The sequence below is a fragment of the Streptomyces sp. NPDC101776 genome, assembly GCF_044766845.1.
Lineage (GTDB): Bacteria > Actinomycetota > Actinomycetes > Streptomycetales > Streptomycetaceae > Streptomyces.
Genome location: NZ_JBIWMV010000025.1, coordinates 98,179 through 119,667 on the forward strand (window position 1 = coordinate 98,179; position 21,489 = coordinate 119,667).

The 21,489-nt window shown below is 69.6% G+C and carries 18 protein-coding genes; 4 read left to right on the plus strand and 14 right to left on the minus strand.

Annotation, left to right across the window (positions count from 1 at the left end; all coding sequences use genetic code 11):
• The first annotated feature begins 163 nt into the window (after positions 1–163).
• A complete protein-coding gene (locus tag ACIRRY_RS45025) occupies positions 164–586 on the plus strand; it encodes an NUDIX hydrolase (protein ID WP_403985075.1) in 423 nt (140 codons plus the stop codon).
• On the opposite strand, the gene ACIRRY_RS45030 is transcribed toward ACIRRY_RS45025, so the two are convergent.
• The 3 genes from ACIRRY_RS45030 to ACIRRY_RS45040 form a co-directional block, all read right to left on the minus strand.
• Positions 573–1,298, minus strand: a complete 726-nt coding sequence (locus ACIRRY_RS45030) for a hypothetical protein (RefSeq protein WP_403984999.1) — start codon at positions 1,296–1,298, stop codon at positions 573–575. The genes ACIRRY_RS45025 and ACIRRY_RS45030 overlap by 14 nt on opposite strands.
• A 22-nt stretch (positions 1,299–1,320) precedes the next feature.
• Positions 1,321–2,700 (minus strand): hypothetical protein, encoded by a 1,380-nt coding sequence (locus ACIRRY_RS45035; protein ID WP_403985001.1) that lies wholly within the window; start codon positions 2,698–2,700, stop codon positions 1,321–1,323.
• A gap of 130 nt (positions 2,701–2,830) precedes the next feature.
• Complete coding sequence (locus ACIRRY_RS45040; RefSeq protein ID WP_403985003.1) at positions 2,831–3,418, minus strand: TetR-like C-terminal domain-containing protein; 588 nt, start codon at positions 3,416–3,418, stop codon at positions 2,831–2,833.
• A 123-nt stretch (positions 3,419–3,541) separates the two neighbouring features.
• On the opposite strand from ACIRRY_RS45040, the gene ACIRRY_RS45045 reads away from it, so the two are divergent.
• The 3 genes from ACIRRY_RS45045 to ACIRRY_RS45055 all read left to right on the plus strand — a co-directional run bounded on the left by ACIRRY_RS45045 (position 3,542) and on the right by ACIRRY_RS45055 (position 6,794).
• Positions 3,542–4,831, plus strand: a complete 1,290-nt coding sequence (locus tag ACIRRY_RS45045) for a YhgE/Pip domain-containing protein (RefSeq protein WP_403985005.1) — start codon at positions 3,542–3,544, stop codon at positions 4,829–4,831.
• Between the two features lie 65 nt (positions 4,832–4,896).
• Positions 4,897–5,490, plus strand: coding sequence for an ArsR/SmtB family transcription factor (locus ACIRRY_RS45050; protein ID WP_403985007.1), 594 nt, complete (start codon positions 4,897–4,899; stop codon positions 5,488–5,490).
• Complete coding sequence (locus ACIRRY_RS45055; RefSeq protein ID WP_403985009.1) at positions 5,487–6,794, plus strand: MFS transporter; 1,308 nt, start codon at positions 5,487–5,489, stop codon at positions 6,792–6,794. Before ACIRRY_RS45050 ends, ACIRRY_RS45055 begins: the two co-directional genes overlap by 4 nt.
• 47 nt (positions 6,795–6,841) lie before the next feature.
• Here ACIRRY_RS45055 and ACIRRY_RS45060 read toward each other — a convergent pair whose 3' ends face one another.
• The 11 genes from ACIRRY_RS45060 to ACIRRY_RS45110 form a co-directional block, all read right to left on the minus strand.
• On the minus strand, positions 6,842–7,642 hold the full coding sequence (locus ACIRRY_RS45060; protein ID WP_403985077.1) for an ABC transporter permease: 801 nt from the start codon (positions 7,640–7,642) through the stop codon (positions 6,842–6,844).
• Between the two features lie 5 nt (positions 7,643–7,647).
• Positions 7,648–8,451 (minus strand): ABC transporter permease, encoded by an 804-nt coding sequence (locus ACIRRY_RS45065; protein WP_403985011.1) that lies wholly within the window; start codon positions 8,449–8,451, stop codon positions 7,648–7,650.
• 1 nt (position 8,452) lies between these two features.
• The gene (locus tag ACIRRY_RS45070; RefSeq protein ID WP_403985013.1) at positions 8,453–9,463 is read right to left on the minus strand and encodes an ATP-binding cassette domain-containing protein; all 1,011 of its coding nucleotides are present in this window, start codon (positions 9,461–9,463) and stop codon (positions 8,453–8,455) included.
• A 34-nt stretch (positions 9,464–9,497) separates the two neighbouring features.
• Positions 9,498–10,670 (minus strand): MFS transporter, encoded by a 1,173-nt coding sequence (locus tag ACIRRY_RS45075; RefSeq protein ID WP_403985015.1) that lies wholly within the window; start codon positions 10,668–10,670, stop codon positions 9,498–9,500.
• Positions 10,667–13,537 (minus strand): glycoside hydrolase family 2 TIM barrel-domain containing protein, encoded by a 2,871-nt coding sequence (locus ACIRRY_RS45080; RefSeq protein WP_403985017.1) that lies wholly within the window; start codon positions 13,535–13,537, stop codon positions 10,667–10,669. Before ACIRRY_RS45080 ends, ACIRRY_RS45075 begins: the two co-directional genes overlap by 4 nt.
• 27 nt (positions 13,538–13,564) lie before the next feature.
• Positions 13,565–14,431 carry a carbohydrate ABC transporter permease gene (locus tag ACIRRY_RS45085; RefSeq protein WP_403985019.1) on the minus strand — a complete coding sequence of 289 codons (867 nt, stop codon included), beginning with the start codon at positions 14,429–14,431 and terminating at the stop codon, positions 13,565–13,567.
• Positions 14,428–15,396: a carbohydrate ABC transporter permease gene (locus tag ACIRRY_RS45090; protein ID WP_403985021.1), complete on the minus strand. Its 969-nt coding sequence runs from the start codon at positions 15,394–15,396 to the stop codon at positions 14,428–14,430. The genes ACIRRY_RS45085 and ACIRRY_RS45090 overlap by 4 nt, the downstream gene beginning before the upstream one ends.
• Before the next feature lie 20 nt (positions 15,397–15,416).
• Positions 15,417–16,682 carry an ABC transporter substrate-binding protein gene (locus tag ACIRRY_RS45095; protein WP_403985023.1) on the minus strand — a complete coding sequence of 422 codons (1,266 nt, stop codon included), beginning with the start codon at positions 16,680–16,682 and terminating at the stop codon, positions 15,417–15,419.
• A gap of 214 nt (positions 16,683–16,896) precedes the next feature.
• Positions 16,897–18,768 (minus strand): glycoside hydrolase, encoded by a 1,872-nt coding sequence (locus ACIRRY_RS45100; protein ID WP_403985025.1) that lies wholly within the window; start codon positions 18,766–18,768, stop codon positions 16,897–16,899.
• Positions 18,765–20,024, minus strand: coding sequence for an ROK family transcriptional regulator (locus tag ACIRRY_RS45105; protein WP_403985027.1), 1,260 nt, complete (start codon positions 20,022–20,024; stop codon positions 18,765–18,767). Before ACIRRY_RS45105 ends, ACIRRY_RS45100 begins: the two co-directional genes overlap by 4 nt.
• Positions 20,025–20,201: 177 nt before the next feature.
• Positions 20,202–21,446, minus strand: a complete 1,245-nt coding sequence (locus ACIRRY_RS45110) for an FAD-binding protein (protein ID WP_403985029.1) — start codon at positions 21,444–21,446, stop codon at positions 20,202–20,204.
• Positions 21,447–21,489: the final 43 nt, after the last annotated feature.

The following is a 21,489-nucleotide window of genomic DNA, read 5'->3' on the forward strand; positions in this document are numbered from 1 at the left end:
CGCGCGAGGGAGGTTGCCGTCGTATCGGGAGCGTTTTCTCGACGGCGGCCGGAGATGAGACCGGCTCCACAGCCCGGGCGGGTGCATCCTGGTACGTTGGATGCTTTCCTGGGTATCAGACCCTTTGGACTCATCTCCGGCGAGGGACCGAGGAACCATGACCATGGACCCCGGCGACAAGCGACTGGCGGCCGCCGTCGTGATGGACGACGACGGACGTGTACTTCTCGTGCGCCGCAGTGCGACCGAGCGGTTCCTGCCGTGTGTGTGGGGCGTTCCGTGCGGGAAGCTGGAGCCGGGCGAGCTGCCCGAGGACGGCGCGCTGCGGGAGCTGAAGGAAGAGACCGGGCTGCTCGGCGAGATCGTCCGCAAGATCGGCGAATCGTCCTTCGTGAGCGAGTACCGGGGCCACGAGATCAAGAACTGGCAGGACAACTTCCTCGTCAGGCCGCTGTCCCGGGACATCACCCTCCCCGAGCCCGACCAGGCCTACCTGTGGCTCCCCCCGGCCGAACTCGCCGACGCCGGCATCGACATCGACGCGTACAACCTGGACGTCGTACGACAGTCCCTCACGAACTTCTGAGCGACTCCGCCAGATCGGTCAACACGCCCAGGTAGTCGGGCACTTCGAGCGGCACCTTCGCCACCGCCCCCGGATGCGGTCCCGCAGCCGTGAACACATCGGTGTGGCGCAGCCGTTCGGCCCCCGTCTCCAGGAACAGCGTCACGGTCGGTACGTCCGTGTCGCACCAGGCCCGGTGCAGGGTGTGCGCCGGCAGGGCGTAGGAACTGCCCGCCGCGTACTGGCCCACATGCGTCAGCCGCAGCCGCGCGGGACCCGTCGGCCGCAGCCGCCAGTCGGCACCGTGCTCGGACAGCGACTCCTCGTACCGGTCCGCCGTGATCCCGCCGTCGTCCCGCGCCTCGTACAGCTCCATGGCGAGCCGGCCCCTGACCACGTAAGAGGCAAGCGGGGAGCGGTGGTTGTGGATGTCCTCCGTACCGATCGCCGTCGCACCGGGGCGCCAGAAATGCGCGCGGAGCATATGGCGCGGACCGCCGTCGATCAGTAACAGCTTGTCGAAGCCCAGGACATGACGGTACGACAGCTTCGCGCACGCCTCGGGATCGCCCACGCCGGAGGCGAGTTCGGCGATCAGCTCCAACAGGCGGTCGGGGGAGCCCAGTTCGGCGACGACGGCACGGGCCGCGGTCACCGTCCGGTGGTCGGACAGGTCACCGTCCAGCGCCTCGGTCAGCAGCCGTCGCGCCGCCAGGATCTGCCGACCACCCATGCACCCACTCCTCGACTCCGGCTCACACCGGGTTCGTTCGCGTATCCGGCTGATACATCCATACGGCATGTGCCCGCAGCGCCGAAAGGCCTTGATAGGTCATCCAGATGGGCTGACGCATTTCCTCGGTCGTGAACGCGGATCCGTCCCGGCTCCAGGACCAGATGCCGTCACTCTGCGCCGCCCACACCGCGCGCGCCGCCCCGTCCAGCCGCTCCCGCCAGGCATCCTCGGCGCCGTCCTCCCGCGCGATCTCCAGGGCGCCCGGGGTGAGCAGCGCGCGCACGATCCAACTCGCGCTGAAATGACGGACGTTGAGCACCTCGTGGTGCGAGGAGTCGTCCGGATGGCGTCGGCGCACCTCCTCGCGCAGGTTCGCCAGGTCGCCGCAGCCGTCGTGCGCGGTCTCCGGGCACGACAGCAGCCAGCGCACCCCGTCCTCCCGCGCCGAACGCTCCACGGGCCCCTCGCCCAGCACCCGGGCCGCCCGGTCCAGGGCGACCACGGCCTGCGCGGTGTGCAGGGCCGAGGGCTGTGCCGGATGCGCGGCCCAGGGCGGCGGTGTGAGGCGCTGGCTCCAGCAGCGGCGGTGCTGGCGGCGGGGGTCGGAGAACGCGCCGTCGACCAGGGCGTCCCGCAGCATGGGAAGCGTCGGCGCGTCGGGTCCCGCGCGCAGCAGCCCTCGCATCACCGTGGTGACGACATGGGTCAACGCCCGCCCCGTACTGTCGAGTTCAAGGGTGAAGCCGGCCTCGCAGCGCGCCACCTCGTCCGCCAGCCGCTCCCGCGAGGCACCCGCCCGGGCCAGCGCGCCCAGCACCATCGCGGTGACCTCCGGGCGGGCCACGGACCCCTGCGAACGGGCCGACCAGCCGCCGCCCTGCAGCCGTAGCCGCCACAGGGTGTCGATGAGATCGCCGGTGTGCAGCCGGCCGTCGGGCACGCCCAGGTCCAGCAGGATGTGCAGGCCGTACGCGGTGGCCAGCGAGGTCGGCCGGGCCGGACCGTCCAGTTCCTGGAGGGAGTGCGGCCAGCCGACGAGACGGCCGCGCACCGGGTCGTCGACCTCGGCGATCTGCGCGACGAGCGTGTCGTAGGCGGACGCGAACAGGTGCGGCAGCGGGCCGGGGGCGGGCGGCGCCGGGGGAGCGGGGGTGGTGCGGGTCGCGGGTCCGGTCGTACGGGCGCGGAGCAGGGCCGCCGCCAGCCAGGTCATCCCGGTCGTGGCCAGGCCGCTCAGCCCGGCGATCAGATACTTGGCGGGCTCCCCGTCGATCGCGTCGGGCAGCACCCCGAACAGGAACTGGAACACCGCGTATCCGGCGGCCAGGCACCCGAACCGGCCCAGCCAGCCCACGAATCGGGAGGGCGCGACGGGCCCCGGGGCCCCCGACGTTCTCAAGGGGCCGTGTCCCAGCCGCTGTTGAGACACAGCGCGCTCCCTCCCCCAGGGTGGCACGTGACGTGCGCGAAGCTTTCAGTCTAAGTGGTCCACGGGGCACCTGGGGCGCGGACCGGAACCGGCGTCTCCGTCAGCCCGCCCCGGACCCGGCCTCGCGCGGCCAGTGCGTCAGCGCCACGTGCAGGGCCTCGACGGCCCGCTCCCAGGACCGCCGCACATCACGCGGCGCCCCGAAGCCCCCGGTGGACTCCAGCGCGCAGTAGCCGTGGAACGTACTGCGCAACAGCCGTACGGCGTCGGTGAGATCGGGTTCCTCCAGGCCGTAGGCGCGCAGCAGGCCGTAGGTGATCTCGGCGGTGCGGCGCAGGGCGGGGGAGGCGGCGATCAGGGACTGGTCGACGCGGATCTGGGTGGCCGCGTACCGGCCCGGGTGCTCCAGGGCGTAGTCCCGGTAGGCGTCGGCGAAGGCGGCCAGCGCCTCCCGGCCCGTGCGGCCGGCGACCGCGACGGCGATCCGCTCGACCAGTTCGCCGCCCGCGAGGAACGCGACCCGCGTGCGCAGATCCTGGAGGTTCCTGACGTGCGAGTACAGGCTCGCGTCCTTCACGCCGAAGCCGCGGGCCAGGGCGGACAGGCTGACGTTCTCGAAGCCGACCTCGTCGGCGAGGTCGGCGGCGGCCGCCACGACCCGGTCGGCGGTGAGTCCCGCACGCGCCACGGCCCACCACCTCTCCTTTGACCTGCGGTAATTGGAGCCCCTAGGACAATAGCCAAAAACAAGAGCGGGCTCCGGCGCGTTTCCGCACCGCCCCGCCCGACTCCGGGACCAGACTTGCCCACCATGAACGACGACTCCGGCACCCCCGCCCCCACCCCCACCCCCACCGGCCTCCGCGCCACCGCACTCCTCGGCCGCCCCAAGCTGTGGCTCATCCCCACCGTGCTGACCGGCCTGCTCGCATTCCTGCTGGCCCTCCTCTACATGGGCGGCATCGTCAACCCCAACCGCGAACTGCACGACCTGCCCATCGCCCTCGTCAACAGCGACACCGGCAAGCCGCTCACCGGGCAGCAGCAGAATCTGGGCACCCAGATCGCCCACTCCATCGTCACCAACACCAGCAGCAGCGCGGCCGGTTGGCGCCAGCTCAGCAGAGCCCAGGCCCAGGACGAACTGGACGCCGGCAAGATCTACGGCGCCCTGGTCATCCCCGCCGACTTCACGAACTCCGTCGCCGCGCTCACCACCACGAACGCCACCACCCGGCCGACGATCACCGTGCTGACCAACCCCGGCAAGGGCAGCCTCGGCTCCTCCCTCGCCAGCAAGATCTCCACCACGGCGGCCCAGCAGGCCTCGCTCACCATCGGCAAGCAACTCGGCGCGGCGGCCCCGAAGGCCGACGCCACCCAGAAACTGTTCCTCGCGGACCCGGTGCTGATCGCCACCCAGGTCGGCCACCCCATCGGCGGCAACAGCGGCATCGGCCTGACCGCCTTCTACTACACCCTGCTGCTGGTCCTGGCCGGATTCATGGGCGGCAACGTCATCAGCAACGGCGTCGACACCGCCCTCGGCTACGCCGACAACGAGATCGGCCCCTGGCACACCCGCCGCCCCACCGTCCCGATCGACCGCACCCAGACACTGCTCCTGAAGATGCTCATGACGGCCGGGATCACCCTCCTCAGCGTCTCCCTGATCATGCTCGCCAGCGTCAGCATCCTCGGCATGGACGCCACCCACATCCCGCTGCTGTGGATCTACTCCTACTGCGCTGCCCTCGCCGTCGGCCTCGGCGTCCAGGCCATCAACGCCGCGTTCGGAGGCATCGGCCAGCTCGTCTCCATGTTCGTGTTCATCGTCCTGGGCCTGCCGTCCTCCGGCGCCACCGTCCCGCTCCAGGCCGTCCCCGGCTTCTACCGCTTCCTCTCCCACTTCGAGCCCATGCGCCAACTCAGCGACGGAGTACGGGCGATCCTCTACTTCGACGCCCGCGGCGACGCCGGCCTCGACCGCGCCTGGACGATGATCGCGATCGGCACGGCCATCGGCCTGCTCTTCGGCTTCGGCATGGCCATTTACTACGACAGGAAGGGCCACAGGCGTCTGACGCCGCAGCCCGCGTGAGATCCAACGGGCGTGCGAGAACTGACAGTTGACTCTCACACATTCTGAGACGACACTCTCAGACCATGGATTCCGGCAACCGTTTCGGTGACATAGAGATATCCGACCCGAAGGCCATGCGCGCGCTGGCGCACCCCGTCCGGCTCGCGATCCTCGAACGCCTCCAGCGCCACGGCCCCGCCACCGCCTCCCGGCTCTCCCCGCACGTGGGAGCCACCCCGTCCGTCACGAGCTGGCATCTGCGCCATCTCGCCGGCTTCGGCCTCGTCCGCGACGCCGAGGGCGGGACGGACCGGCGGGAGCGGCGCTGGGCGGCGGTGGCGCGGGGCTTCCGCGTCGAGGTGCCGGCGGACGAGGAGGGCTGGTCGGCGGCGCGGCTGCTGGCCGGCGAGATGTTCGCCCGGAACGCCGAACTGCCGCTGCGCTGGCTCACCGAGACCGCGCCCGATCTGGAACCGGAGTGGGCGCGGCTCGCCGGGGCGAGCAACACCCGGATCGTGGTGACGGCGACCGAACTGGCCGCGCTGAAGGACGCGTTGGAGGAACTGATCGCGCCGTACGTCGTCCGCGAACCGGACGAGCGACCCCCGGGCAGCCGGGACGTACGGCTCCTCACGTACGCGCTGCCGCAGGGCCCCGAGACGGACGTCACGGAGTGAAGGTCACGCGACCTCTCCTGTCTCCCCGGCTTCCCCGGCCCGCGTCGGACTCCCTCTGGCGGGACCGGCGCTTCCTACGGTTCTGGTCCGGCCAGTCCGTCTCCCAGTTCGGCGACCGGATCACCGAACTGGCCCTGCCCCTGCTGGCGGTCGGCGTGCTGCACGGCTCCGCGAACCAGGTCGCCCTGCTGACCGCCCTCGTCTGGACACCGAACCTGCTGGGCCTGTTCCTGGGCGCGTGGGTCGACCACCGTCCCGGCAAGCGCCAACTCATGCTGCTCGCCGACCTGTTCAGAGCGGGCGTCCTGCTCACCCTCCCGATCGCCTACGCCCTGGACACCGTCACACTCGGCCAGTTGTACGCGGTCGCCCTGCTGACCGGCACGGCGGCGGTCGTGTTCAACACGGCGTACTCGTCCTTCTTCGCCCACCTCGTGCCGCCCGAGTCGTACGTCGAGGCGAACAGCAAGCTCAGCGCGAGCAGATCGGTGTCCTACATCGCGGGCCCCGCGGTCGGCGGCGGCCTGGTCCAGGCACTGACGGCACCGGTCGCGGTGCTCGCGGACGCGCTGTCGTTCGTGGCGTCGGCGATCCTGGTCGGCCGCACACGGGTGGACGAGCCGGTGCGTGCGGTGTCGGCCGGCCCTTCGTTGTCGTTGCCGCGGCGTGCGAAGGAGGGCCTGGCCTTCGTGCTCCACGAGCCCGTCGTGCGTGCGGGCCTCCTGTGCGCCACGACCCTCAACTTCTTCACGTTCCTGGCGGGCACCGGCCTGCTCGTCCTGTTCGCCGACCGGGCCCTCCACCTCTCCCCGGGGGCCATCGGGTTGGCGTTCGGCATCGGCGCCACGGGCGGCGTGCTCGGCGCGGTGGCGTCCCCCGCGATCGCCCGCCGGATCGGCATCGGCCGCAGCATCGTCGTAGGGGCCGTCCTGTACCCGGCCCCCATCGCCCTCATCGCGGCGGCGACCGGCCCGACCTGGACCCGCCTCGGCACCCTGGGCGCGGCCGAGTTCCTCTCCGCCTTCGGCGTCATGCTCCTCGACGTCAACCTCAACTCCCTCCAGACCTCGCTGGTCCCGGACGGCCTCCGCAGCCGCGTGGCCGGCGCGTACAACACGGTCAACTACGGGGTACGTCCGTTGGGAGCGCTGATCGGCGGCGAACTGGCCACGCTGATGGGCCTGAGGGTGACGCTGGTGGTCGCGGCGGTCGGGGGTGTGATGTCGGCGGTGTGGTTGCTGGCCTCGCCGATACCGGGGATACGGGAGTTGGGGCATGCGCCGGTGGAATCAAGGCAGGACTGATCGAGCACGGCCGTTGTGAGACCAGGGTCATAACTCCCTTGGCGCGCTCACCCGTTGACCCCCGTGTAGTGGCCCAGGCTCCAGCGCCACAGCAGCCGCGACCCGAGATACGCCAGTACCCCCACGAGCGGTGAGGCCGCCGCGAGCCAGTACGGGACGCCGATGTCGTGGCCGTGCCCGGTCAGTACGGCGGCCGGGAGGAAGGCGACGAAGGCGAGGGGGAGGCCGTAGGTGAGGAAGCCGCCGACCGCGCGGGGCAGGACGTTCAGCGGGTAGTTGCCGAAGGTGCCCAGGAGGTCCTCCAGCCAGCGGCTCCAGTAGTCGGCCGACGGGTAGCGGAGGGAGGCGCTCGCCACGGTCGTGAACAGGGCCGCCTCCAGGAGCATGCCGCCGAGCAGCGCGGCGATCAGGTACGCGGTGCGGCCCGCCGTCCAGTCCAGGTGGCTGCGGCTGAGCGCGCCGACCATCAGGCCGGCCGCCACCGTGAGGTCGCCGATCGCGTTCGTGGGGAAGTACTCCAACTGGGCCTGGCGGTGGACCGGCATCGGGCGCACCAAGTAGATGTCGATACGGCCCTCTTGGATGTACCGGCCGATGCCGTGCATACGGCCCAGGAACAGCACCATCAGACCGTGCGCCAGCATCCGCGTCGCCGGGATCAGCAGCACGTCCGAGCTGTCCCAGCCGCCCATGCCGGAGAACCGGGTGAGCAGCACCGTCGCGAACACGATCACCGACACCTGCCAGATCGCGCCGATCGCGATCATCAGCAAGAACTCGGTGCGGTACTCGAGTTGGGCACGGAAGTTGAGGCGCGTGATGCGCCATACGATCCGGACGGCTTTCACTCGCGTCAACCCCCTTGGGCTACGACTCGACGGGCGGCGCGCCGCCACAGGAACCGGGTGAACAGGGACAGGGCCACCACCCACAGCGCCTGCAGGGCGAGTTGGGCGCCCGCGTCGGACAGCGGGACACGGCCCACGTAGATCGAGAGCGGCACGCTCAGGGTCGCCTGGAACGGCAGGAAACGGCTCATCGTGACGAACCAGTCCGGGAAGAACCACAGCGGCGCGTACACCCCGGACAGCAGGTTCTGCGCGAAGATCAGGATGAGCATCGCGGCGCCGTTGCGGAGCGTCCAGAAACAGAGTTGGTCGATGAGGAGCATGACGTAGTAGAGGACGAGCTGTCCGAGCAGCATGCTCAGCGCGAACACTCCAGCCACCGCAGGTGACTTGGGGGGCTCAACGACCCCGGCCGCGAGGCAGACGACATAGCCCGTCAATGCCCAGGCCAGTCCGTACATCTGCTCGCCGAACGCCCGCAGCGCGTAGTAGCGCTGGGGCGGCAGCGGGCGCAGATACCAGTAGATGATCGTGCCGAAGTGCATGTGCTGGAGGACCGTGTCACGGCCCGCCTGCTGGTCCAACTCCCTTAGCCGGGAGGTGAGTACGGCCAGTACGGCGTACGTCACCGCCTGGTCGCGGGTGAGTCCGGCGGTGGCGCCGGTGTGCGAGTACAGGCCGCGCCACAGGGACGCCACCAGGACCACCTGCACCGACAGACGGAGCAGGGCGGCCGTGATGCGGGGCGGGGCGAGGAGTTCACCGAGCGGGGTGACACGGGCGGCGCGCCAGGCGTGCGGGGCGGCCATGTCAGGCCTCCTCGGCCGGCGGCCCGGCCTGGACGTAGGCGGCCCGCATCACGTCCTCCAAGTCGGCCTCGTCCATGGCGACTTCCGTCACCTCGTACCGCTCGATGACCTGCTTCAGCGCCTGGTGCACGGTTGGCCCCTCCGACCCGTCCGGGCCGAAGACCACCTGCGGGCCGTCCCGCCGCACCAGCGCGATACCGGGCAGGGCCACGACCTCGGCATGCGCGTCGGCCAGCGTCGCGCGGATCTGCCAGGTCGAGCCGAACGTACGGCGGATCTCGTCGAGGGTGCCGTCCAGGACCAGCCGGCCGTGGTTGACGAGGACGACCCGCTCGGCGAGCCGCGCGACCTCCGTCATGTCGTGCGTGGTCAACAGGACCGTACGGCCGCGCTCCTCGACCTGGTGCCGCAGGAACTCCCGCACCTGCTCCTTCACGACCACGTCCATGCCGATGGTCGGCTCGTCGAGGAAGACGACCGGCGGGTCGTGCAGCAGGGCGGCGGCCAGGTCGCAGCGCACCCGCTGGCCCAGCGAGAGATGGCGGACCCGGGTGTCCCAGAAGCTCGACAGTTCGAGAAGGTCGTCGAACTCCCGCAGCCGGGCCGCGTGTTGGGCCTTCGGTACCTCGTAGATGTCCCGGAGGATCGCGAACGACTCGCGCACCGGCAGGTCCCACCACAACTGGGTGCGCTGCCCGAACACCGCGCCGATGTTGCGGGCGTTGCGCTCCCGCTCCTCGTACGGCACCACGCCCGCGACCCGGGCCTCGCCCGAGGTGGGCCGGAGGATGCCGGTGAGGATCTTGATGGTGGTGGACTTGCCGGCGCCGTTCGGGCCCAGCAGGGCGAGGAGTTCACCCGGGGCCACGTCGAACGTGACGTCGGAGACGGCGTACTTGGGCACCCGTTCCGGGTTGACGAGGGAGCGCAGGCCGCCGACGAGGCCCGGGCGTCGGACCGTTGTGTGGAAGGTGCGGGAGAGGCCGCGTACCTCGATGCTGCTCGCGTTCACAGGATCAGCTTTCGGGTGAGCCGGTACAGGGCGTTCATGAAGCGGATCTCCTCGTCAGTCGGATCAGGTGGACGGTCGCCAGCAGCGACGCGCCCGACAGCAGGGTCAACAGCCAGGGCACCGCGTGGATCCCGGAGGCCTCGATCCCGACACCGAGCAGCGGCGGAGCCGCCACCCCGCCGACGTTCGAGGCCGCGATCACCCACGCGCCGGCCCGTCCGGCCTGGGGGAGCGCCGTGTTGAGCCAGGCCAGGCCGGTCGGAAACACCGGCGCGATGAACAAGCCAACACCGGCATAGGCGACCGGTGCCACTCCTTTAACCAGCGTCAACAGCAGACACACCGTCATCCCGGCCGCGCACACCGCGAGGATGCGCTCGGGGGCGTACCGCAGGGTGATCGGTACGACGAGGAAGCGGCCGGCGGTCATCATCAGCCAGTAGACGGAGGTCGCCGACGCGGCCACGGTCGCGGTGTAGCCGATCGTCTCCAGGTGCGTCGGCTCCCAGCCGCCGACGCCCGCCTCGACGGCCACGTTGAGGATGTAGAGGACCAGGAAGCCGACGAGGACACGGGACAGCCCCAGGCGGCCCTTCTCCTTTGTCGCTGCTGGAGCGTCAGATACACGTGTACGTACGCCGGTTGAGCCCGCGAACACCAGGACCGCCGCCAGGGCCGCGCACGCCCCGAACGCGTACGGGTAGTCGTCCGGCCCGAGCCAGGCCATGACCGCCGGGCCGAGCACCGCGCCGATGCCGAAGTGCGCGTTGAGCACGTTCAGCATGGCGGTGGAACGGTCGCCGAAGCCGACGGCGAAGAGCTGGTTGAGGCCGTAGTCGAGGCCGCCGAAGCCGAGACCGCCGAGGAACGCGGCGGCCAGCGCGAGGGGCCAGTCCGGCGCGAGTGCGAAACCGGCGGCGCCCGCCGCCATCAGGCCGTAACTCCACACCAGCAAGGCCCTGTTGCTGATCCGGGAGTGGATCGCGTTGAAGGCCAGGACACCGGCGACGCCACCCGTGAAGTGCAGGCTCAGACCGAGGGCGGCGGTCGAGGGGGACAGGCCGAACTCATGGCGCAGGCCCGGGATCGCGGGGCCGTAGAGGGCCTGGAGCATGCCGATGAGGATGAAGCCGACGCAGGACGCGACCGCGGCCGACCGGGCGAAGAGCCGGTCGGCCGCAGGCGATTTCTTGACTGTGCCGGTCAACTGGTCCCCGGGGCTTCTGTGAACACGAAGGAGAATTCGGTGGGTTCGGGGTTGAGGAAGTACTGGGGGAGCGGGCCCGGGCCGCAGGACTGCGAGCCGATGCCGTGCTGGCCGTGGTCGAGGTTCACCCACACCGTGTCGGTGGGTGTGAGGTCGGTTCGGTGGGTGGCCGCGTCCAGTTGTTCCGTGGTCCAGCGGCGGGCCGTGAACCAGAACTCCGGGTCGCCGTCGATCCGCAGGCCGCCGATCTCCGCCCAACGGACGTCCGCGCGGGCGCCGTTCTCCTGCGGGCGGACGTAGGGGGTCTGGAGGTCGTCGACCGTGGATTCCCAACGGCCGAGCAGGGAGGCCGACTTGGTGTCGGGGTAGCCCTCGCCCGGACCACCGCCGAACCACGTGGCGCGGGAGGCGCTCGCGTCGAGTCCGAAGCGGATGCCGAGCCTCGGCAGCGGGACCGTCCAGTCGCCCTCGGGCCCCACGGACACGGTCAGCCGCAGCCGATCGCCGTCGGAGGTCCAGCGGTACACCGTGGCGAGGCCGATCTCCCACGCGGCGGGCGCCACCCGGGTGCGTACCGTCAGCGCCTCCTCGCTCAACTCCACGCCGTCCGGACGGTGCCGCATCCGGTGCAGGCCCAACTTCCGCCAGAGCAGGCCGAAACGGACGTCCGTCTGCCAGGAGGCCCCGTCGTCGTTGTCGGTGGTCGCCCGCCATACGTCGAGGCGGAGACCGGTCACCTCCACCGCGCCGATCGCCTTCAACTCGCCTGTACGGGCGTCGAAGGAGCCCGGGCCGAGGGCGATCCGCCGCCCGTCGAGCACCGGCCGGGCGGTGGCGGAGGCGGACGGCAGCGGGCGTGCCGTGACCGGGACCTGCCCCCAGCCGACGACGTGGCCTGCCGGAGCCCACGTGGTGTCGGCTGCCAGCGACGCCCGTACGGTCCACTGGGATTCGGCGCCGTCGGACTCCACGGGCGGTGCGGGCAGCTTCACATCGGCCGATTCGCCGGGCGCGAGCGGCGGCACCGTCAACGGGCCCGACTCGACCGTCTCGCCGTCCACTTCGTAGGACCACTGGAAGGCGTATGCGGACAGGTCGGCGAAGTCGTGCTTGTTGGTGATCCGTACGGAGCCGCCGTGTTCTTCGGCGCCGTCGATGGAGACCGGCTCGATCACCTTCTTGTACTCGATCAGGCCGGGGGAGGGGGTGCGGTCCGGGAAGACCAGGCCGTCGCAGACGAAGTTCCCGTCGTGCAGCTCCTCGCCGAAGTCACCGCCGTACGCGAAGCCGTAGCGCTCGTCCTTGATGCCGTGGTCGATCCACTCCCAGACGAAACCGCCCTGGAGTCGGTCGTACGACTCGAAGAGGCGCTGGTAGTCGGCGAGTCCGCCGGGGCCGTTGCCCATGGCGTGGGCGTACTCGCAGAGGATGAAGGGGAGTTGGCGGCGCCTGTGGGTGCCGCCGTCCAGGCCCCGGCCGATGCGCTCGACCTCGGCGTGGTCGGCGTACATCCGTGAATAGACGTCCGTGTCACGGCAGTTGATGTCGCCCTCGTAGTGCACGTGCCGTGAGCGGTCCCGGCCGTGGATCCACTCGGCCATGGCGGTGAGTCCGCGACCGGTGCCGGCCTCGTTGCCCAGGGACCAGATGACGATCGACGGGTGGTTCTTGTCGCGTTCCACCATGCGGGCGGCGCGGTCGAGGAGGGCGGGTGTCCAGCGGTCGTCGTCGACGGGGTTGTCGCGCCAGGCCTGTTCGGTGAAGCCGTGGGTCTCCAGGTCGCACTCGTCGATGACCCACAGGCCGTACTCGTCGCACAGGTCGAGGAAGGCGGGGTGGGGCGGGTAGTGCGAGGTGCGGACCGCGTTGACGTTGTGCCGCTTCATCAGCAGCACGTCCTCGCGCATGGTCTCCAGGTCGAGGGCGCGGCCCCAATCCGGGTGCCATTCGTGGCGGTTGACGCCCTTGAAGAGAATGGCCCTGCCGTTGACCTTGATGAGGCCGTCGGAGAGTTCGACGGTCCGGAAGCCGATGCGCAGGGGGACGCGTTCGCCCTCGGTGGTGAGCAACCCGTCGTAGAGGTAAGGGGTTTCGGCCGTCCACGGCTGCACCGGCACGGTGACCGAGTCGCCGGTCGCGACATCGATGTCCAGGGCGGCCACGGTGATCCGGCCGTCCACGTCGGAGTCGACGCGCAGGGTGCCGGTGCCGCCGACGTGGTCGTAGGAGGCGTGCACGAAGAAGTCGAGGGCGCTGCCCGGCGGGCGGTGCAGCAGGGTGACGTCACGGAAGATGCCCGGCAGCCACCACTGGTCCTGGTCCTCCAGGTAGGAGCCCGCCGACCACTGGTGGACGCGGACCGCGAGCACGTTGCCGGCGGGCTTCAGCAGATGCCCGACCGCGAACTCGTGCGGCAGCCGGGAGCCCTTGAACTCCCCGATGTCCGTGCCGTTCAGCCAGACGCGGGCGCAGGACTCCACCCCGTCGAAGCGGAGCACGGCCCCGCCGTCCGAGGGCCAGTCGGACGGCAGGTCGAAGACGTGGAGGTGGTCGCCGGTCGGGTTCTCGGTCGGGACGCGGGGCGGGTCGACCGGGAAGGGGTAGAGGTGGTTGGTGTAGATGGGGGAGCCGTGCCCTTGCAGGACCCAGTGGCCGGGGACCGTGACCTCGGCCCAGTCCCCGGCGTCGTAGCCCTCCTCGGCGAACGAGTCGTCCTCGGCGTCGGCCGTCGCCGACACACGCAGACGCCAACTGCCGTTCAGTGACAGTGACTTGGCGTCCGAGGACGCGTATTGGGCGCGGGGTGGGAGGGCTCCGCTGCCCGGTGAGACGTCCTCGATGTAGTCGGCGGCGGTGCTGGAAGTCATCGGTCTCCAGGTCGTGAGATGCGGGTGTCAGCCCTTGATGCCGGTCTGTGCGATTCCCTGCACCAGCCAACGCTGGAGGAAGAGGAACACGAACACCAGGGGCAGGATGGAAACTGCGGTGGCCATGAAGATGAGATGGAAGTTGACGGTCTGGTTCGTCATGAACGACGACAGGGCGATCTGGACGGTCCAGGAGTTCGGGTCCTGGCCGATGACCAGCGGCCAGAGGAAGGCGTTCCAGCCGCTGATGAAGGTGATCGTGGCGATCGCCGCGAAGAAGTTCAGCGAGTTGGGCACGACGATCCGCCAGTACGCGCCCCAGTAGCCGAGCCCGTCCACGCGTGCCGCCTCCTCCAACTCCTTGGGGAACCCCAGGAAGTACTGCCGGAAGAGGAAGCAGGTGAAACCACTGAAGAGGCCCGGGATGATGAGGCCCCGGTAGGTGTCGACCCAGCCGAGGGACGAGACGAGCACGAAGCTGGGCACGAAGGTGACGGCCGTCGGCACCATCAGGGTCGCCAGGACGACGTAGAAGACCTTGTTGGAGTGCTTGTAGGGGATGCGGGCCAGGCCGTAACCGGCCAGCGAGCAGACCAGCAGGGTGCCGACGGTCATCAGGACGGCGACGACCGTGGAGTTCCACAGGGCGCGGCCGAACTGGACGGTCGGATCGTCGAACAGCTCGGAGATGTTGCCCCACTGGAAGGAGGGGAGCAGCTTCCAGTTCTCGCCGGTGATCTCCGGGTCCGTGGAGAGGGAGTTGCGGAGGATCAGATAGAAGGGGATCAGGAAGAGCAGGGCGGCGATGCCGACGGCCACGTACAGGCCCGTGTTGCCGAGGACGCTTCCGCGCTTCTTGCGCTTCTTGGTCAACTGCGGTGCGGTGGTGGTCACTTGGACTCCTCCCCCCTTCCGAAGCCCATGATCCTGCCCTGGGCGAGGGTGACGATGCAGATCAGCAGGGACAGGATGACCGCGCCCGCGCTGCCGGCGCCGTAGTCCTGACTGGTGCCGAGGGCCGCCTTGTACAGCTCCATGAGCGGTGTCTGGGCCCAAGTGGCCTTGGTCCCGATGATGTTGAAGAACTCGTCGAACGCCTGGTACGCGGCGACGAGGAGCAGCAGGACCACCGCCGTGGACGTGGCGCGGAGTTGGGGCAGCGTGATGTAACGGAAGGTCTGCCAGCCGCGCTTGGCGCCGTCGATCTCGGCGGCCTCGTACAACTCGGCCGGGATGTTCTGGAGCGCCGCCAGGAACAGGATCATGTAGAAGCCGGCCTGGATCCACAGACGCAGGCTCACGATGACCAGCCAGTACCAGGGCGGGCTCGGGTTGGCCAGATAGGCGATGTTGTCGACGCCGAACCAGCCGAGGACGGTGTTCATCAGACCGAAGCGGACCCCGCTGAAGATGGACATCTTCCAGATCAGCGCGGCGGCGACGTACGACACGGCGGTCGGCAGGAAGAACACCGACCGGAAGAACGCCCGCATGAACCGCAGTTGGTTGACCAGCAGGGCCAGACCCAGTGACAGCGCCCAGGTGGTCGGCACGATGAACGCGGCGAACACAGTGAACGTCAGCAGCGACTGGGGGAAGTTGCTGTTGGTCAGGATCTGCTTGTAGTTGTCGAAGCCGATGAAGTGGCTCGGTGTGACCGTGTAGCGGGCGTCGAAGAAGCTGAGCCAGATGCTCCATCCGATGGGGACGAAGACGAAGATCACCAGGCCGATGAGGAACGGGCCGGTGAAGAGCCAGAAGTTCAGGGTGGCACTGGACCGCAGGCCCCGCCGCGGCCGGGCCTTGGAGGCCTTGGCCGCGGCGGGCTGGGCGACCCCGCGCGTGGTGGTGGTCGACATGTCGGGTTCCGTCCGCCGGCCTATCCGAACAGCTTCTTGAGTTCGACGTTGACCTTCTTGTCGCAGGCGTCGAGCGCCGCCTCCGGGTTGCCGTTCTTGCGCACGGAGTTCGCGATCACGTCGGCGAACGCGGTCTGCATCGTCTGGTCGTAGGCGATGTTGTCGAAGTGGCCGTAGTCCGTGAAGAGCTTGACTCCCTCGGCGGGCAGTCCGGACTTGAGCTTGGTGGCCGAGTTGGCGATCGAGGTGCGCGGCGGGATGTGGAAGCCGTAGGAGGTCGCCCAGTCCTCCTGGTACTTCTTCTGCTCGATCCACAGCCACTTGACGTACGCCTTGGCCGCCTCGACGTTCTCGCCCTTGGCGTTGACGAACATCGACCAACCGCCGTTGTACACCGACTGCTTGCCCGCGCTGCCGATGCTGGGGAAGGGGAAGATGCCCAGGTCGTCGCCGAGCGCCTTCTGCATGACCGGCATGGACCACATGCCGCCCCACTGGATGGCGCACAGGCCCTGGTCGAGCGAGGAGGGGTCCCAGAAGTCGGTCGGGGCGTCGAGCAGCACATGGCCGCTGGTGAACAGCTGACGGAGCTTCGTGAGGCCCTCGACGACCCCGTCCGTGTGGTAGGCGATCTGGTTGTTCGCGTCGATGGTGTCGGCGCCGGCCGACCAGATGATGGGGTTCTGGATCGCCGTGAAGTCGTTGCCGAGGAAGACGCCCTTGACCTTGCTCGTGGTGAGCTTGGCGGCGGCCTCCAGCAACTCGTCGAGGGTGGTGGGGACTTCGACCTTGGCCTTCTCCAGCATCGACTTCCGGTAGTAGAAGAACTGCGGGTCGTCGATCATCCGGATCCCGTAGATCTTCCCGTCCACCGTGTGCGACTTGATGTCGGCCGGGTTGAAGTCGTCCTTGACCGGATCGATGATGTCGCTGAGGTCGGCCACCTGACCGCTCTTGACGAGCTGAAGCTGCGGGTGGAACTCGAAGACGTCGGGCGCCTGCTTGGTGAGCAGGGACGAGAAGAGCTTCGCCTCGAAGTTGTTGCCGGTGATCCAGTTCGTCGACACGTTGGCCTTGGAGTACGCCTTCGCGTACCGCTTGATGGCCTGTTCGGTGCCCGCCTCGCCGTAGGCGTGGAAGTACTGGACGAGGTTCGTGCCCGAACCGGAGCCCCCGCCCCGCCCGTTGTTCCCCCCGCACGCGGCCAGGGTGCCGGCCGCGGCCATCCCCGCTGCCGCCCGGAATATCGATCGGCGGGACCAGTTGCTGTTGCTCATTGCCGACATGGTGACGTCCTTGTCTCTCGCGCGGCTGCGGCTCCACGGCTCAGCTGCCCGTGGCTGAATTCGAGGTGCGGAGCGGGACGTTAACCTTCGCCTAAGCCTTCGGCAAGGGGTTGGACGAAGTCTGTTCGAAGCGTTGTGCAGCGTTCGGAATACCGGACGTGACGGGGGTGCGGGCCGCCAAGTGGACGGCCCGCACCGCGCGTCCAGGTGGTCGTTACACCTTCGACCAGGCCTCGTTGGCCCCGCCGTTGCAGCTGTAGAGGATCACCTTGCTGCCGTCCGCGGTCGCCTGCCCGCTCACGTCGAGGCACTTCCCGGACGCCTCGCTGAGGATCTGTCCGTTGGCGTTCAGCAGCCATCGCTGGCCGGGATCACCCGTGAAGCCGGCGGTGGTCGTCAGCCCCGAACTCCCCACCGTCAGATACCCGTTGGCACCCTTCAGGCCGCCCTTCGCGTCGTACGACCACGTCTGCCCGACCCCGCCCGCGCAGGTGCCGATCGCGGCCCCCGAGACGTCCGCCGTCAGGCACTTGCCGGACTGCCTGCCCTGGAGCGCGCCGGTGACGGCCGTCGAACTGCCTTGGCCCTTACGGGGTTTCTGGTCGAAGACGTACGTCGTGATCGAGCGGGCCGCGAGACTCGCGGACACCGTGGAGCCGCTCACGTCCGGCTTCGCGGCCTTCGCCCAGTTCTCCGTGGCCGACGTCCGTACCGCCTGGGTCGCGCGCACCGGCGTCTTGCTGTTGAAGTGCAGGTCGAGTGAAGTGGCCGTGGTGTTCTGGTTGTTGACCACGACGACCCACTTGCCGTCCCGGTCGTAGGAGCTGACCTCGACCCCGCTCGGCGCGCCCGTCACGTTGTGCGCGACCGAGCCCGGGCGGACGAACTTGCTGTACTGGCCGAGCGCGTAGTACCGCTTGGTGAAGTACAGGGTCTGGTTGCCGTTCGTCGCGTAGTCGGGGTCGTAGTAGACCAGCCCGTCGTTCCAGCCGACGTCGTTGCGCGCGGCCGGGTCCGTGCCGTAACCGCTCGCGAGGGCCACCCACCACTGGAACGCCGAGTCGTGCGCGCTCGCGAAGTCCTTGTAGATGATCCGGGACATCAGCAGGGCGTTGTCGATCGTCGGGTCGTACTCCTGGTTCCAGCCGGTGGTGCCCTTGCCGAAGCAGCAGATCTCGGTGGCCCAGGAGGGCTTGCCGACCGTCTTCGCCGTCTCGTAGACATTGCCCAACTGGCCGTCGTTCGGGTTGTTGTACGTGTGATGCGCCAGGTCGGACACGTACTGGGCGGTGTCCGGCTGCGAGATCCACTGCGGGACCTCCGTGCTGAAGCTGACGGTGCTGCTCGACTCGTCGGCGATGATGGATGTCTTCTGCTTCCGGGCCCGCTGCTCGGCGCCCAACGCCCGCACGATGTCGTCGCGTTGGTCGACGGTGACCTGCATGCCCTCCTGACCGCAGTCGCCGAAGTCGTTGTTGGGCTCGTTGAAGGGGCTGACGTAGTCGAACTTCGCGCCCTGCTTCGCGAAGTGGGCGGTGACGTCGGCGATGTACTTCGCGTAGTCGCCCTCGTTCTCCGGCTTCAACTGGCCGCCGCAGCTCTGCCCGTTGGTCGTCCACCGCGCGGGCGCGCTGTTGACGAACCCGATCAGGTCCTGGACGCCGTACTTCGCCGCGTACTTCAGGAACGTCCGGCCGCCCTTGTCCTTGCTCCAGTCGTACGTCCCGTCGGCGTTCAGGAAGTCCTGGGCCGCGCGGGCCGGAGTGCTGACCGCCGCGCCGCCACCGCCGATGTTGTAGCGGTAGGAGGAGAGGTCCAACCCCTTCGCGGAGAACAGGAGTTGGGCCACCCGGGACTGGACCGCGGGGGTGAAGTTCTGTAGGTCGTTGACCCACCAGGCGCCGGACGCGCCGATGTTGTCGATGGTCTGGGCCGCGTGGGGGGAGACTTCCGCCGGTGCGACGCCGTCGGCGTTCGCGGGCGGTGCGGAGATCAGGGCCCCTGTGACAGCGAGCGAGGCCGCCGCTGTCGCGAGGACCGATCTCCTGGGGTGGGGGTGGGTCATGTGCATCCCTTCCGTCGTCATGAAGGTAGTGCGGTACGGCTCCTTGCCTGGGTGGTGCGCTTGCCTGCCCTCTGCCCGACCGACTGAAGTGCCCCTTCGAGCGCGAACGTCGCCGCGCCCAGGCACGCCGGGTCGGTGAGAATGGGGGAGAGGACGATCCGGGTGGCGGCGAACGGCCGCCTGAGCGCGTGCCGTTGGACGGCCTCGCGCACCTCGTGCAGCAGCGGTTCACCGAGCCTGCGGGCGACCCAGCTGCTGAGCACGACGACTTCGGGGTTGAGGATGTTCACCAGGTTGGCGATGCCCGCGCCGATGTAACGGGCCGTCTCCCGGACGACCTTGAGGGCCACGGGGTCGTTCGCGTCCGTGCCGCGGGCCAGGGCGTCGATGGTGGCCGTCTGGTCCTCGGAGTGCAGCAGCGGGCTCTCGGGGCTCAACTCCCTCAGATTCAGCATGATTCCGGGCGCGCCTACGTACGCCTCCACGCAGCCGTGGTTGCCGCAGCGGCACAGCCGTCCGTCCAGCACGAGCGTGGTGTGGCCCCACTCGCCGGCGCTGTTGCTCACCCCCCGGTACAGGGCCCCGCCGAGCGCGAGCCCCGCGCCGACGCCGGTCCCGAGGTTGACCACCACCGCGTCCCCGCGCCCGCGCGCCGCACCGAACCACATCTCGGCGACCGCGCAGGCGCGCAGCGGATTGTCCAAGTACAGGGGATAGGCGATCACTTCGGACAGCAGGTCGAGCAACGGCACGTCGTGCCAGTCCCAGTTGGGGGCGTACTCCGAGACACCGGTGTCGCGGTCCACCTGCCCCGGCACGCTCACCCCGACGCCCAGCACCCGCGCGCCCTCGATGCCGGCCTGCGCGACCACCGCCCCGACGGCGGCGGCCACATGGCTGACCACCTGCTCGGGCAGGCTCTCGCCGGGCCGCATGTCCTCGTCGGCGCGGGCCAGCACGTTCAGCGCCAGGTCGAAGAGTTCGACGTGGACGTACGTCTCCGCGATGTCGACACCGATCAGCGCGCCCCCCGACGCGTTGGCCGCCACGAGACCGCGCGGGCGGCCCCCCGCAGAGTCCTCGAAACCGACCTCGGTGATCATGTGGAGGTCGAGCAGCTCACCGACGAGGGTGGCCACCGTGGCCAGGCTCAGACCGGTGACGGCGGCCAACTCCTGCCGGGAGGTGGGTGATTCGGCGATGATCTGGCGCAGCACCTCGTAGCGGTTCGCGGTCCGGATGTCGCGTGATGTGCGCTTCGGCGGAGTGGCCGCCATCCCTTCCCCCTCGCGTCATGCCGAGGCACGACGGCATCGGCGCGCCGCAAGGCTATGGGCAGCGGCCGAGGTTCGACAAGGGGTTAGGAAAGGGGCTATACAAAGTCGCGGCCAAGTCGGTCACCGTTGCCACTTGGCCGGTCGTCGCCGAGCCGGTCCCGTCCTGTCATCGGAAGGTCAGTCGCCGAGTACGTCCCGGACGAAGGCGTTCGCGAATGTGCCCTCGGGGTCGAGGTCCCGGGCCAGCGCCGCGAAGTCGCCGAGGCGCGGGTAGCGCCCGCGCAGCACCTGGGCCGGAGTGGTGAACACCTTGCCCCAGTGCGGCCGCGCGTCGAAGGGGTCCAGCGCCTCCTCCAGCCGCCGCACCACGGGCAGTACCGCCGCCGTGTCCGCGATCCAGGTGAAGTGCAGTGCCACCGTGTCCCGTCCGTACGAGGGGCTCAGCCACTGCGCGTCGGCGGCGACCGTCCGTACCTCGCAGATCTGGAGGACACCGGCGACCGTCTCCCGGATGCCGTCGACCGCGTGCAGCGCGTCGAGCGCCGTCGAGCGCGGCAGCAGGTACTCCGACTGCAGTTCCTCGCCGCTGCTCGGGGTGAACTCCGCCCGGAAATGCGGCAGTCGCTCGTGCCACGGCCCCGCTACCCCGAGCTGCTCGGTGGTGTTGACCGCGGGCATCCCCGGCACCGGATGCATCGCCGTCGTCGCGGGCGCGGCCCACGGGAAGTCGGCCGGCGGCTGGTCGGTGCGCCGCTTCAGCCACACCTGCCCGAAGCGCGGCCCCCGCCAGTCGGTGAACAGACTCACGCTGTACGCCGAGGCCGCCACCGTCTCGAAGTCCAGCCCGGCGAGCGGGAGTTCGGTGAAGACGTACTGCTCGACCTCGAAGGCCGGCTCCAGGTCGAGGGTGAGGGAGGTGACGACGCCGAGCGCGCCGAGGGAGGTGACGGCGCCGTCGAAGCGGGCGTCGCCGCGTGCGATCGTCACCGTGGAGCCGTCCGCCGTCACGATCTCGACCTCGCGGACGGCTGCCGCCAGCGAGCCGTTGCCGACGCCCGAACCGTGGGTGCCGGTCGCCACCGAGCCGGCCACCGAGATGTGCGGCAGGGACGCCATGTTGGGCAGCGCGAGCCCGTGCGCGGCCACCCGGCGGGCCAGTTCCGCGTACCGGACGCCGCCCGAGACCCGTACCGTCCGGGCCGTCGTGTCCACGTCGAACTCGGGGGGCAGGGCGGCGATCGACAGCAGGGTGCCCTCGGGGCCCGGTTCGGCGATCTCGTTGAAGGAGTGGCCGCTGCCCAGCACCCGTACCCGAGTGCTCTCGGCCACGAGGGTCCTGAGCGCGTCGAGTGTGCGCGGGCGATGGAGTTCCTTCGCCGCGTAGGTGATGTTGCCGGCCCAGTTGGTGACCGTCTCCGTCATCCCTGCCGTCCCTCCGGGTTCGTGCGTTTCCCCCGACCCTCTC

Coding starts and splice junctions, on each gene's coding strand:
- ACIRRY_RS45095 (WP_403985023.1), bottom strand. CDS start 16,682: ATGTCGGCAATGAGCAACAGCAACTGGTCCCGCCGATCGATATTCCGG.
- ACIRRY_RS45110 (WP_403985029.1), bottom strand. CDS start 21,446: ATGACGGAGACGGTCACCAACTGGGCCGGCAACATCACCTACGCGGCG.
- ACIRRY_RS45100 (WP_403985025.1), bottom strand. CDS start 18,768: ATGACGACGGAAGGGATGCACATGACCCACCCCCACCCCAGGAGATCG.
- ACIRRY_RS45090 (WP_403985021.1), bottom strand. CDS start 15,396: ATGTCGACCACCACCACGCGCGGGGTCGCCCAGCCCGCCGCGGCCAAG.
- ACIRRY_RS45080 (WP_403985017.1), bottom strand. CDS start 13,537: ATGACTTCCAGCACCGCCGCCGACTACATCGAGGACGTCTCACCGGGC.
- ACIRRY_RS45025 (WP_403985075.1), top strand. CDS start 164: ATGGACCCCGGCGACAAGCGACTGGCGGCCGCCGTCGTGATGGACGAC.
- ACIRRY_RS45045 (WP_403985005.1), top strand. CDS start 3,542: ATGAACGACGACTCCGGCACCCCCGCCCCCACCCCCACCCCCACCGGC.
- ACIRRY_RS45030 (WP_403984999.1), bottom strand. CDS start 1,298: ATGGGTGGTCGGCAGATCCTGGCGGCGCGACGGCTGCTGACCGAGGCG.
- ACIRRY_RS45050 (WP_403985007.1), top strand. CDS start 4,897: ATGGATTCCGGCAACCGTTTCGGTGACATAGAGATATCCGACCCGAAG.
- ACIRRY_RS45105 (WP_403985027.1), bottom strand. CDS start 20,024: ATGGCGGCCACTCCGCCGAAGCGCACATCACGCGACATCCGGACCGCG.
- ACIRRY_RS45065 (WP_403985011.1), bottom strand. CDS start 8,451: ATGGCCGCCCCGCACGCCTGGCGCGCCGCCCGTGTCACCCCGCTCGGT.